8 protein-coding genes are annotated in these 14,091 nt (G+C 28.6%); 6 read left to right on the top strand and 2 right to left on the bottom strand.

Annotation, left to right across the window (positions count from 1 at the left end; genetic code table 11):
* Positions 1–32: 32 nt before the first annotated feature.
* A complete protein-coding gene (locus EXC62_RS07490; protein WP_026390285.1) occupies positions 33–368 on the bottom strand; it encodes a hypothetical protein in 336 nt (111 codons plus the stop codon).
* Entirely contained in the window at positions 365–3,289 is a 2,925-nt protein-coding gene (gene pulA / locus EXC62_RS07485) for a type I pullulanase (RefSeq protein WP_162140146.1), read from the bottom strand. The genes EXC62_RS07490 and pulA overlap by 4 nt, the downstream gene beginning before the upstream one ends.
* Positions 3,290–3,480: 191 nt before the next feature.
* On the opposite strand from pulA, the gene EXC62_RS07480 reads away from it, so the two are divergent.
* The 6 genes from EXC62_RS07480 to EXC62_RS07455 all read left to right on the top strand — a co-directional run bounded on the left by EXC62_RS07480 (position 3,481) and on the right by EXC62_RS07455 (position 14,059).
* Positions 3,481–5,076, top strand: coding sequence for a pullulanase-associated domain-containing protein (locus EXC62_RS07480; RefSeq protein WP_162140147.1), 1,596 nt, complete (start codon positions 3,481–3,483; stop codon positions 5,074–5,076).
* Between the two features lie 11 nt (positions 5,077–5,087).
* Positions 5,088–6,428 (top strand): sugar ABC transporter substrate-binding protein, encoded by a 1,341-nt coding sequence (locus tag EXC62_RS07475; protein WP_026390287.1) that lies wholly within the window; start codon positions 5,088–5,090, stop codon positions 6,426–6,428.
* Positions 6,429–6,504: 76 nt separating this feature from the next.
* Positions 6,505–8,973 carry a carbohydrate ABC transporter permease gene (locus tag EXC62_RS07470; RefSeq protein ID WP_052589783.1) on the top strand — a complete coding sequence of 823 codons (2,469 nt, stop codon included), beginning with the start codon at positions 6,505–6,507 and terminating at the stop codon, positions 8,971–8,973.
* 3 nt (positions 8,974–8,976) lie between these two features.
* Positions 8,977–10,368 carry a sugar ABC transporter permease gene (locus EXC62_RS07465; RefSeq protein ID WP_052589784.1) on the top strand — a complete coding sequence of 464 codons (1,392 nt, stop codon included), beginning with the start codon at positions 8,977–8,979 and terminating at the stop codon, positions 10,366–10,368.
* Between the two features lie 13 nt (positions 10,369–10,381).
* Positions 10,382–12,766: a glycogen/starch/alpha-glucan phosphorylase gene (locus EXC62_RS07460; protein WP_026390289.1), complete on the top strand. Its 2,385-nt coding sequence runs from the start codon at positions 10,382–10,384 to the stop codon at positions 12,764–12,766.
* A gap of 3 nt (positions 12,767–12,769) precedes the next feature.
* Complete coding sequence (locus EXC62_RS07455) at positions 12,770–14,059, top strand: alpha-amylase family glycosyl hydrolase (protein ID WP_026390290.1); 1,290 nt, start codon at positions 12,770–12,772, stop codon at positions 14,057–14,059.
* The last annotated feature ends 32 nt before the right edge of the window (positions 14,060–14,091 follow it).

The following is a 14,091-nucleotide window of genomic DNA, read 5'->3' as shown; positions in this document are numbered from 1 at the left end:
GCTACACATAAGTATAACTCATTTAAATTTAATTAATTTAATAGTTTTAATCCTGGATGTTCTATTGTTTCGTTTACAACAAAGTTTAATTTTAGTTTTTCTTCGTTATTTACCATAAATATAATATTTAGGTATCTTTTATTTTGAAGAATTTTATCTTTTAATTGTAAATATATTTCACTTGCTGAACTATATGCAAGTTCATATGTTTCATCACTTGATAAATCTTTATTGACATTTAAAGTTAAAGTATAAGTATTACCTTCAAATTTTTGATCAATTATATCAACACTTTGATTTTTTTTCCCACATGAGGTTAAAAATAAAATAGATATAATTATTGATAAAAATAGAATAATTTTTTTCATACATTAATTTCTCCGTTTAAAGTAACTTTAATTTTAGAGTCAATATTAAGAATATATTCTAAAGGTAAGAAGTTACCTTCTTTATCAACAACAGTTAATGAAATAACATAAGTACCAGATATGTTTGTATTATAAAATGATGATGTAAATACATTATATTTATCTTTGTCATAATTTAGATTATCAATAGGATTAAAGGATTTCCCTTTTTTAATTTTTACAATATCTTTTTTTAATGAAACATCATTGATAGACTTGTTTTCAATTAGAATTGATGTTGTGTTTGGTAAAGTATAAAAGATATCTGAAACTTCATTTAAACCGAAAATACTATGTGATTGATGAGAAGTTAATTGACGATATTTTATTCCATTTGGTAATTGTACTGATTCGTTACCTTTTGTTTGACCAGAATGAATAACAACTACTTTAGGCATTGTTGGATTATTAATCCCGAAAGCTATAATATTACTACTGTTTGTATTGATGAACTTGATAGAAGAAGCAATATCATTTTTATTGAGCATTCTAAACTGAGGATATGTTTTTCTAATAAAAATTAAAGTTTTATAGTATTCAAAAACATCGACATATTCTGCTTTGCGGTCCCATCTTAACTGGTTAACAGAATCTGGTGATTCATATGAGTTTTCATCATATCCACCGGATTCTTTAGGTTTTGATCTCATAAATTCAACACCAGCATGAAGGAATGGTATTCCTTGAGAGGTAAGAATTATTGCATTTGCTTGGATTTGTAAATCTTTGATTCTTGAGTTTGGAACTTTTGTTAGTTTTAATTTATCGTAAAGAGTATTGTTATCATGCGCACTTACATAATTGATTGTTTTTTCAGGACTTAAATGCCATTTATCTTGAATATTAACTTCTTTATGTTCTACACCACCAACAATTCCGTATTTAATATCTTCAACAAATGAAGCAGTATTTGTTCCTTGTAACCAAGCACCTTCACTCTCGTTGAAAACGGATCCTTTGATTGCATCTCTTGTAATATCATTAAATGCTCCAACGCCTTCCATATTTTTGATATTCTTTTTTCCTGCAGCATCTTTTTCTGAAATTGCAGCGCCACCTGCATCCCATGGTTCACCATAAATAGCAATTGTTGGATCAATTTCAGTTAACATGTCACGGATTTGTTGCATTGTTTCAGAATCATGAAGAGCCATTAAATCAAATCTGAAACCAGAAAGGTTATATTCTGTTGCTAAGAATTTCACAGAATCAACCATAAACTTTCTAACCATGGATCTTTCAGAAGCTGTTTCATTACCTGTTCCACTACCATTTGAGAATGATCCATCACTTTTCATTCTATGGAAGTAGCCTGGTAATATTTTGTTGAAATTCGAGTTTTCCGATTCACCAGTATGGTTATAAACTACGTCCATAATAACTCTAATGTCTTTTTCATGTAATGAATTAACTAGCTGTTTGAATTCATTGATACGATTTGCTCCATCAAATGGATTAGTTGAATAAGAACCTTCTAAAGTATTAAAGTGATATGGCATATAACCCCAATTGAATGTATCTGTATAGTTTGGATCGTTTTTAATAGCCACTTCATCAATATAGCCGAAATCAAAGATTGGAAGTAATTGAACAGCATTAACACCTAATTCAGCTATATGATCAATACCAGTAGTAACAGTAGTACCATTTTTAGTATATGTTGTTCCAGTTTCTGTAAAACCTAAAAATTTGCCTCGATAGTCTTCGTGACCATTCCAAGATGAATGTGTTGTTAAATCTCTAACATGAAGTTCGTAAACAATGTAATCAGTTAAATTTTTAATTGTATTTGGGCGTTTATTATATTCCCAATTTTCTGGATTAGTTTCGCTAAAACTTACAACCATTGATCTAAGACCGTTAGCACCAGTTGAATATGAATAAGGATCAGTTACTTCATTTGAAACTCCATAATTTGTCACTGTGTATGTATAGTATTTATTTGCTAAATTACCATCAACAGTTACCTCCCATGCCCCATTATTTATTTGTTTAAGATCAATTGATTTATATGGAATTAGTTCATCAATTTTTGTTCCGTTATTAGAATAGTTTGGATGTCCTTGATTATAAAGATTTAATGTAACTTTTTCGCTCAGTGGAGCCCATAACCTGAAAATAGTTTTATTTTGTGAATAAATATAACCTAAAGCATCATTATATGTGAATGCATCTTCGAATTCTTTCGTATCATAAAGATTTTGAATTGAAATATTTCTTCTTGATGTTGTATTATCATCAAAAACAACTTCAATACTATAACTGCTTAATAAATCAATAGGTTCGTTAAGTGTGATTTTGAAATTAATTGATTGATTGGTACCGCTTTGAAGAATAACGTTATTCTTGTAAAAATTGTATGAATTTATTTGATTGCTAGTTTGAATTACTATTTCTTTATTATTAGTAAAAGAAGCTGATAATATTTTAGGGCTATAATCTGGAATATTATTTGCTAAATCATTATCACTTAAACCAATTTGAATATCATCTTGAACAGTATATACATTTCCTTTTTTGTTTTTTATTTCCATTTTGCTCAAATCTATGAAACGGTCTCCTCCTATTTCACGGTATCCGTCCCATCCTCCTTTTTTTATTATTATACCTAATTTGGTTGCTGATGGATAGTTAGTTTTAAAATCAATATCTATCCAAGCTCCATACTCATCAACGTTTGTATTTGAAAAATCAAATTGAATTCCTCCACTACTTGTTGGTTCGCTTTCCCAAAGCCATATGTTAAAACCGTCATATTTTTTGTCATATCTAAAATAATGAATTCTAATTATTTCAATATCATTAGATAAAGCATAAATATGAGTAGTAACCATAAAAATACTCATAATTAACAACATAAAACTACATAGTATCTTTTTCATTTTAACCTCCTGTTATGCCATAATAATATCATAAAAAAAACTTTAAAAAATTGATATTCCCATATATGTATTATGAAACCGGTTGCAAAGAAGAAAAAGTGATAAAGCGTTTACATTAAGACTTATAATATGATATTATCAAGATGTCAAAATGAGATATCAAACTTGATCTCATACAAAAGGAGGAAAAAATGAAAAAGTTTTTATGTGTTTTATTGATGGCGATATCATCAGTTTTACTAGTACAAACAGTTAGTGTAAGAGCCGAAGGTAAAGGTAATTTAGTTATTCATTTTCAAAAATTAGATGGTGAATACGAAGATGTCGGCTTAAATACGTGGGGAATTGGAGCTGATACTTGGGCAGAAGGTATTAAAGGACCAACAGCATTAAGTGAAAAAACAAAAACAGATGATTTTGGAATTTTCTGGGAATTGAATGATGTTCCAGTTAGAAGTGAAGGTTCAATGGGATTTCAAGCAGTTGGTTTTGATAATGTAGGTCAAGAAACCGAAGTGCAAAACTGGAGTAGAAAATATGCAAATCACGAGATTCAAAATTCTGTAGTTGTTGCTGATAAAACAGTTCATATTTATGTTTTCGAAGGAAGTAATACAAGAACAAATGAAGAAAAAGATGCAGATGGGGAATCAACATATATTGTTGCAAATCCTGATAAGCAAGGAATAGTTATTGTTTATTATGATCCAACTAATAGTTATGAAGAAAACTTAGGAGTTCATAGTGATGGTTTTGAAGCATCAAGTAATGCTGTGGGATGGAATAATCCTTTGAAGATTTTTAACAATGCAGGAAAATCAACAGTTGGAACATTCATTAAAGCTGGGATTTTATATTATGAAGATTTAGAAAAAGAGCCAGTTGCACTTTTATACTATGGAGATGGTGACAACAGTAAAAAAACAGGGGATATTAAACCAAATACAGAAGACAACGCAGCGTATATTGAAAATAAAAAAGCTACAGGTCAATTAGATTTTGTATATGTTGTAAACAAAGGAAATAATAATACAACAATGAATAATGTTTGGGTGAATAATCCTGAATCATTTAGAAAAGAAGCATTCGCATTTGAATTAGTAGGATTTACTCCTAAGGCTCAAGGTAAAGAGGCAAGTGGAACATATGCAATAGATAAAAGAACAGTAATTGTTCAAACAAATCAAGAGTTACAAAACCTATATGTATTAGCCGAAACTGATGATGAAAAACTAGCAGCAGATAATAAAATTAAAAGCTGGTTTAAAATTAAAGAAATAACATCAGCAGTAGATGCTACTACTGAAACATATGGTGAAGAAATTGCATTTGAAAGTGTTGACTATGCAAAAGGAACATCAAACAAGACATTGAAGGATTTTGTTATTACTTTAAAAAATGATTTAGATATTAATAAACGATACAAAGTTTTCTTTAATGATGGAGATTTAGAAACACCAAGAGAAGCAGAATTAGAGCTTGATTTGGATAGAGAAAAACCAGTAATTAGATTTGTTTCACCTAATTTCTCTGGTGTAGCTGAAGCAGATAGAATTATTGAAATTGCTTGGAATAAAAAGTTTGATCAAAATAAATTCCCGATTATTATGGTAACAGACAATCGTGATGGCGATTTAACACAACATTTTTATGTTCCAAGTGGTGAATTTTCAAAACTTAACACAAATATTGAAGGTGATTATGTAATTATGGTTCAAGTTGAAGATGCTTGGGGAAATATTGCACAAGAAAAATTCACATTTAGAGTAACAAGAAAGATTAAGTGAGGTTAATTAACATGAAAAAAGCATTAAGTATATTTTTAGTATTTGTTGGAGCCCTCTTTTTAGTCTCATGTAAAGAAAAAGTAGGTAAGAATGGAGAAGAAGTTGACTTCTCAGAATCAAAAGCAAAAAAATCAGTAATTAGAGTATGGATTGATGATGAGGCTGGAGATTATATGGAAGCAGTTATTAAGGAGTTTAATAAATTATATCCAAACATAATTGTTGAACATCAACATAAAGGTTCTGTTGATGCCAGAGAGCATCTAAAGACTTTTGGACCTTCAGGAAATGGTGCCGATGTATTCCAATTTCCACATGATCATTTAGCACAAGCTGTTTTAGAAGATTTAGTTTTTCCTCTACCAACAGCAACTGCAACAAAAATTAAAGAACGTGCACATGAACTTGGAACAAGTATTGCAACTTTAAAATATGATGAATCAACAGGTTCATTTGATCCAAGTAATCCAAATGCCGTAGAAAGATTATATGCAGTTCCAATGTCGTTAGAATCAATTGGACTATACTATAATAAAAAATTAGTTACTGGTGAACCTGTAACAACTTATGAGGAATTAATAGAACAAGCAAAAACTTGGAATTCAACAGTTGTTCAAGGTGGAACATCAACTAATGCACAATTAGGAAACTATTATTTAGGAATTAGTAATCACTGGGCTGATAGTTATTTCATGCAACATATTTATTCGGCATTTGATTGGACTCCATTTGGACCAAGTTTAAATAATCCATCATCAGTTGGGTTTGAAAGTTTAAGTGATGGAATGACGTGGTTAAAAGAACAGTTAAAACCAATAACAACAGGTAACGGAACACATGATTCTATCAATGGAGCAACGTTATTTGAAGAAGGTAAAATCCCTTATGTAATTGGTGGACCATGGAATATGGAAGGGTTTAAAAATAAGAAAATTGACTTTGGCGTAGCACAACTTCCAACAATTAATGGTAAAGAAACAAAACCATTTGCTGGAGCAGTTATGGCTGCCGTGTATAAATATTCTAAGAATAAAGAAGATGCAATTAAATTTGTTGAATTCTTAAGTTCAGATATTGCAATGCAACTTCAATTTGAATATAAATCAAAATTACCAGCCTTAAAAAATGAATTGCTTGCAAATATTGACGGTGTTTTAGAAGATCAAGCAATGATGGCAATGTCTAAGCAATTAGAAAATGCCGTTCCAATGCCAACAATTCCTCAAGTAACTTATTATTGGGAACCAGCAGAAACATTAGTAAAAGAAATTTGGAATAATAATAAACCAATTTTAGATGCATTAAAAGAAGCAGAAGCTTCATATAAAACAAAAGCTGGACTAGGTGCATAATAATAATTATATATGAAATGAAAGCAGTAGAAATATCTGCTGCTTCATTTCGTTTTTTTGAGGAGAGGGCGAAATAATGAAAACAAAAAGTTATTTAAAAGCTATAGCATCAGGATTTATATGGGGATTAGGTCAATTATTTAATAAACAGTTTATTAAAGCATTGTTCTTTTTTGTTATATTTGCAAGTTTTATTACAATCGAACTTGCAACAAGTAAATATTTCTATAAAGAAAGTTTTGATAATGAATTAGCATTTAGTAAAATTCCGGGAGAAGATTTTGGAGATTCTTGGTTTGAAAGAATGCCATTCGTTTACTATCAATATTTAAATGATGCTAAAGCATCAGAAAAAGCAAGTTTTAAAAATGAAAACTTTGAAAACTTTTTGACAGAAATAGGAGTTGTTTTTGCTGAAGTTAATGGTGAAATGATTCCTTTAAACGGAACAGAAAAGAATTTCACTGAGAAAGAAGCAATTAGATTTTTTGCTGAAGAATTTAAAAGAACAAGTTTTAAGAAGTATACAAATCTAACAACAAACGAAGTAATTCATTCTGAAGATTTCAATTTGGATGGCTTTAATTATTTAAGAACAAATGAAGTGTTGTATTTAGATTCATTAACAAATAAATTTTACGTTGAAAAACAAATAGTAACAGATGAAGGCGTTAATGAGAAAGAATATGTTGAAACAAACTTATTAACAGATAAAAAAATAGAAAATCCATCAGTTTTAAAAGATAATAAAGATTTAATTACTATTGAAAAGAAAAATGATTTTTATAAAGGTAGTGATAATAACTATTATCTAAGAGTTATTGAAAAAGTTGTTGAAGATGGGAAAATAGAACAAAATACTAAGTATTTATTATTGAATCAAAATGATAATTTGATATACTCAAGTCCGGAAAATACGTTAACTAAAGTAACAGTTTTAGGACCAATGTATATAAATGATAAAACTATATATGAATATTATGAACCAGCACTTGTTCATAATGGTTATAGAATGCAATATAATGATTCAACAATAATGAAGACATTTAAAAAAATGATGCAATCAACTTTTTTAGTTCCAGGAAATCAATACACATCAACAGATTTTGAAAGATTAATGTTAATGATAAGTTTTGAAATAAATCCGGAAGTTAAAGAAGAATTTATAAAATATTATAATAATTTCTTTTATGATCGAGCAGGAATGTTTGTAAAAGGATACTGGTCTGTTGTTACACTTGGAAGTGCTAAGAAGCAAAATTATACAAGTTATATGGCATTAAGTAATGCAATGATTGGAGATGCTAATTCAACAGATAATTTAAATCAATATATCAATTTAGTTGAAAGTATTCCAATTCAAGGACATATATCAACTATGTTACTTATTGAAGGATTGATAGCTGTCTTATTATCATTATTCTTCATTATATTTATGGTATGGTCGATAAAAGATGCATATAAAGTGTCAGAACAAAAACGACTCCAAGAAGAAGTTGAAAATGATCGTAAATACTTTAAATCAGTTTGGGAAAATGGTTTTGAATATATTGTATTATCACCAGCTGTTTTTGTATTAGCATTTATTTCAATAATGCCAATTTTATTTGGATTTTTAATTGCATTTACTTCAATTAAAGGTAATCAATCAATGGTTGAAAACTTTAGTTATGTTGGATTTGAGAACTTTATTGCATTATTTAATTTTAACACTGGATTAGGTGCATCATTTGGTAAAGCATTCTGGAGTGTTTTAGGTTGGACAATAGTTTGGGCAGTTTTATCAACCTTTACAGTTTTCTTTGGTGGATTCATTCAAGCGTTAATATTAAATAGTGAAAAAGTAGTTTTTCGAAAACTATGGAGAACAATTTTAATCTTACCATGGGCGATTCCAGCATTATTATCTCAAATGGTATTTTCAGTTATGTTTAAAGAAACTGGCTTTATTAATCAATTGCTAATGAATATTGGTGTTTATGATTTATTTACAAATATTGGAATATTAGGAAAATCATATTCGGAAGTTAGTGGTTTTGTAAAATTTTTCTGGCTAGGTAATGATAATATTCAATGGTTTACAAATCCTTATAATATTACATTCGTGAGAGCAACATTAGTTGTAGTTAATATTTGGTTAGGATTCCCATACTTTATGGCGTTAATGACTGGTATTATGACTGCAATTGATAAGAATCTATATGAAGCTGCAGATATTGATGGAGCAACAGGGTTACAAAAACTCACTAAAATTACGATACCATTAGTTTTATATTCAACCGCCCCCATACTGATAATGTCATTCTCGGGGAATTTTAATAACTTTGGGGTTATTTACTTTATTACCGGCGGTGGACCGAATAGTGGATTAGCATCACGAGGTTATGCCGGATCAACCGACATATTAATTTCGTGGATGTATAAACTAACGGTGGATTATAGTGTTTATAACATGGCTTCAGTGTTTTCTGTACTTGTATTTCTAGTAGTTGGATCAGTAACTGCGTGGAACTTATCAAGAACAAGAGCATTTAAGGAGGACTAAAAAATGACATTAATAATATTATTAATAGTAATAGTAGTTTTTACAGCACTACTAACACAGTATTTTGGTTCATTTGAAATTTTAAAGATTAAAGACCTCCATGATACTAAAAGTAAACTGTTAACTTTAATTCCGGTTTATGGGCATTTTTATACAAAAAAATTGCCATTTAAAAATCGAGAATATGAACAAAGACATTATGATCATATTTATAGTGGAGAGTTAGTATCGAAGCGAATTGGAATATCATTTTTAATTGTTACATTGATTACATTAGTTTTAATACCAATATCAGTTATTTTTAATTTATCATTTAAGAATAATGCTATGAGAGCTTTATTAGTAACGTTTGTAATTATTTTATTATTCCTTTTAAACCAAGGATTAACTGTTGATTTCGCAAAAAAACGTGGTTATGAAGGAACAAAATATGGTTTAATTGGTTTAATACCAATCGCAAGTTTCTTTATAATTAATAAAATATGTGTAGCAAAAAAATCTAATCTAAAAGGTAGAAAACTAATAGATGTATTCAGACCTAAAAATATAATTCAAAGAATCCTAATCCAAGGAGAAATAGCCTTGATGGCAATAATTGTTATTGTTCCAGTAATCTATATCTTTGGTATGGCATTCTCAGATGTTCAATCAGGTGTTCCAAATACGATATGGCCAGATTCACCAAATATGAATGCTTTTAAAAGGTTATTCAATGAAACAAAGTTTACAACATGGTATAAAAATACATTGATTATTGCAATAATCAACATGGTAATAGGAACTTTAATCATTACAGGTGCATCATACGTTTTTGCAAGATTTAAATTTAAAGGTAAAAAAGCAGGGTTATTATCAATCTTAGTATTACAAGCATTTCCATCATTTATGGGATTACTTGCAATGTATATTCTTTTCTGGAAGTTTGGATTATTAGGTAAACCAACAGCATTAACCATTCTTTATATTGGTGGAAGTATACCAGGAAATATTTGGTTAATTAAAGGATTCTTAGATCAAATACCAAAAGACTTGGATGAATCAGCAATGATTGATGGAGCAAGTAAAGTTAAAATATTTGCAAAGATTATCTTACCACTTGCAGTTCCAATTTTAACATTTGTTGCAGTTTCAATGTTTATGGCACCATGGATGGATTATATGCTTCCAGGTTATTTGTTAAATCATGCACCAGCAGGATCACCAGCTGACTATGATATTCAACAACAATGGACACTTGCAGTAGGAATTTTCAACTTTATTAACGATACTAATAGCTTGGATTATTCAGCGTTTGCCGCCGCTGCGTTAATAGTAGGTATGCCAATTGCAGTGCTTTATATGGCATTCCAAAAATATTTAATTGAAGGAATAATGGCAGGAGCAACTAAAGGATAGAAAGGTAGATTTTATGAAAAAAATTTTTGAAAATAAAGAGACTTTTAAAAAAGCATATACTGAAGCATTAAAGAAACAATTTAATGTTTCAGTTGAAAATGCTTCAATTACAGAAAAATATACAATACTAGCAAAACTTACAAACGAAAACCTAGAAAAATCATATAATGAAACAAGCGAGTATGTAAGAGAGAACAATTTAAAAAAAGCCATTTATTTTTCAATGGAATTCTTAATGGGAAGACTAGTTACAAACAATCTCCATAATAGTGGAGTATATCATATTGTAAGAGAAGCATTTACTGATTTAAATATTGATATAAATGAAATAGAAGAACGGGAGTCAGATGCCGGATTAGGTAATGGGGGATTAGGTAGATTAGCTGCGTGTTTCTTAGACTCAGGAGCATCATTAGGACTTCCATTGTATGGTAATAGTATTAGATATAAAAAAGGTTTCTTTGTTCAAGAAATAGTTAATAACAGACAAGTAGAACATCAAGATCCATGGTTAGATGAACCTTTTGTATGGGAAACTAAAAAAGAAAATGAATCACTAGATATTGAATTTTTTGGTGAATTTAAAAATGGAAAACTAGTCGATTCAATAACAGTTAAAGCTGTACCATATGATGTTAAAGTAGTTGGAGATCAAAATGGAGTTGTGACAGATTTAAGACTTTGGTCAACTGAACCTAGTGAAAAAGTTAAAAATCAAAATAAAGATTATTTAGAAATGGTTGAAAAAATATCTGAATCGTTATATCCAGATGACTCAACTGATGATGGTAAACTATTAAGACTTGAACAACAATATCTATTTAGTGCAGCAGGAATTAGAAATGCAATTAGAGAACATAAAAGTCTTGGAAGAGATATTAAAGAACTTGATAAGTATTATGTATTCCAAATTAATGATACACATCCAACCCTTATTATTCCTGAACTTATTAGAATTTTAATGGATGAAGAAGGCTTTACGTATGATGAAGCATTTATACTAACATCTAAAACAGCAGCATTTACTAATCACACAATATTAGCAGAAGCATTAGAAAAATGGAATGTTAATTTATTTAAAAAATTATTACCAAGAATCTATGAGATTATTGTCTTGATGAATGAAAAATTTAGAGAACTAATTGTTGATGATGGTAGATTTACAAATAATCAAATAAATGAAATGTTATTAATTAATGATGATATGGTTAAAATGGCTAATATCTGTATATATGGTTCATTTAGTGTTAATGGAGTTGCTGCATTACATACTGATATTTTGAAGAATATTGTTATGAAAGATTTTAATAAATTATACCCTACTAAATTTAATAATAAAACTAATGGAATAACTCACAGAAGATGGCTTATGCATATTAATAAGGAATTAGTTAATCTGTTAGATAGAAAAATTGGAACAGATTGGCATAAAGATTTATCTTTAATAAAAGAGTTTGAAAAATATGTAAATGATATTAAAACACAAGAAGAAGTATTTGAAGTTAAAAAAATAAAGAAGCAACAATTAGCTGATAGAATTAAAAAACTAGAGAATATTGATTTAGATGTTAATAGCATTTTTGATATTCAAGTTAAAAGATTGCATGAATATAAAAGACAATTAATGAATATAATGCATATAATTTATGTTTATTTAAGGTTGAAGAAAGATTCAAAATTTAAAAAAGATTATTATCCACATAGTTTTATTTTTGGAGCAAAATCAGCACCAAGCTATTATATGGCTAAAAGAATAATCGAGCTTATTAATGCGACAGCAAAAATTATTAATAATGATGAAGATACAAATAAATTATTAAAAGTTGTTTTTGTTGAAAACTATAATGTAACATATGCTGAATATATTATGACTGCTGCAGATTTGTCAGAACAGATTTCAACAGCATCTAAAGAAGCAAGTGGAACTGGTAATATGAAATTTATGTTAAATGGGGCACTAACAATCGGAACAATGGATGGTGCAAACGTTGAAATAGCTGAACTTGCTGGAATAGAAAATGAGTTTATTTTTGGATTAAGTTCGAAAGAAGTCAATGAAATATATGACACAAAGTCGTATAAACCTTTAGAAACATATAACAGTGATTTAAGATTGCAAGAAGTATTTAACTTTATTGAAACAATAGATAAAGATAAAGATCATTTTAAAGATATTAAAGACAATCTTCTTTATAACGATTATTTCTTAGTAATGAAAGATTTTGATGCTTATGTTAAAGCACATGAAAGAGCAAATGAAGAGTATAAAAACCAAGAAAGATGGCGTAAAAAAGCAATTATTAATATTGCTAATGCAGGATTCTTTACATCTGATCGAACAATCAACGAATATAATCGCGATATATGGAAGTTAAAAAGAATTACTTTTGGTAAATAAAAAATGGCGAAACAAACAAAATATGAATTAAGAAATAAGTCTATTTACCAAGTCTTTATAAGACAACATTCAAAAACACAAGATTTCAAAGGCGTAATTAAAGATTTAGATAGAATAAAATCAATGGGTTTTGATATTGTCTATTTACTACCATTTCATCCAATTGGTAAAGTAGCAAGAAAAGGTAGTGTTGGTAGTCCATATTCAATTATGGATTACTATGCTATCGATAGTCTACATGGAACACTTGATGATTTTCTTCAGTTAAAAATGGAAGTAAATAAACGTGGTATGTTATTAATGATGGATATTGTTTTTAATCATACCTCTAGAGACTCGAAATTAGTTAAGGAACATCCAAAATGGTTTTATAAAAATGAAAAAGGCGAATTTGCTAATCGTGTTGGTGATTGGAGTGATATTACTGATTTTGATTTCAGTAATAAAAAACTTTGGAAATATTTAATTGATGTCTTAAAGTATTGGTCTACTAAGGTTGATGGCTTTAGATGTGATGTTGCTCCATTGATTCCGATTGATTTTTGGATAGAAGCAAGAATGGAAGTAGATAAACTAAACTCAAATTTAATTTGGTTAACTGAATCAGTTGAGTTAGGCTTCATTAAATATATTAGAGATTTAGGTTTTGATGCCTCAAGTGATTCGATGATGTATGATGCGTTTGATATTTGCTATGATTATGATATTTTTAAATTTATGGATGGCTTTCTTGAAGGTAAAAATTCTTTATCAAGATGGTTAGAAGAAATTATTAAACAAGAAATGATTTATCCTAAAAATTATATTAAAGCTAGATCTTTCGAAAATCATGATCAAGAAAGAATTGCATCAAAAGTTAAAAGTAAAAATCAACTAGTAAATTTAGTAGCGATGCAGTTTTTCCTAAGAGGAGTTCCATTTATTTATGCCGGTGGTGAATATTTAAATGATAAACGTCCAAATCTTTTTGAAAATGATTTAATAAACTGGAATAAAGAAAATAGCATTGAATCATTAATAAAAAAATTAAACGAATTAAATAAAGAAGAAATTCTTTCTACAGGAGTTTTTGATTTAGTTTGTAAAGACTTTGCAATGTTTTCGTATAAGAAAAATGATAGATATCTTTTAGGTGTTTTTAATCTTGAAGATAAATTAGAAGTTAGAACACCTTTAAAAGATGGTACATATCTAAACTTATTAAACAATAAAGAAGTTAATATTAAAAATAGTATTATAAATGATTTAAAATATCCGATAATTATTGATACAAGAATGATAAATTTGAAATAAAAAATAAAAGCACTAATTTTTTAAAAACTAGT

The sequence above is a fragment of the Haploplasma axanthum genome, assembly GCF_900660745.1.
Lineage (GTDB): Bacteria > Bacillota_I > Bacilli_A > Acholeplasmatales > Acholeplasmataceae > Haploplasma > Haploplasma axanthum.
This window is presented reverse-complemented; position numbering and strand designations above follow the sequence as displayed.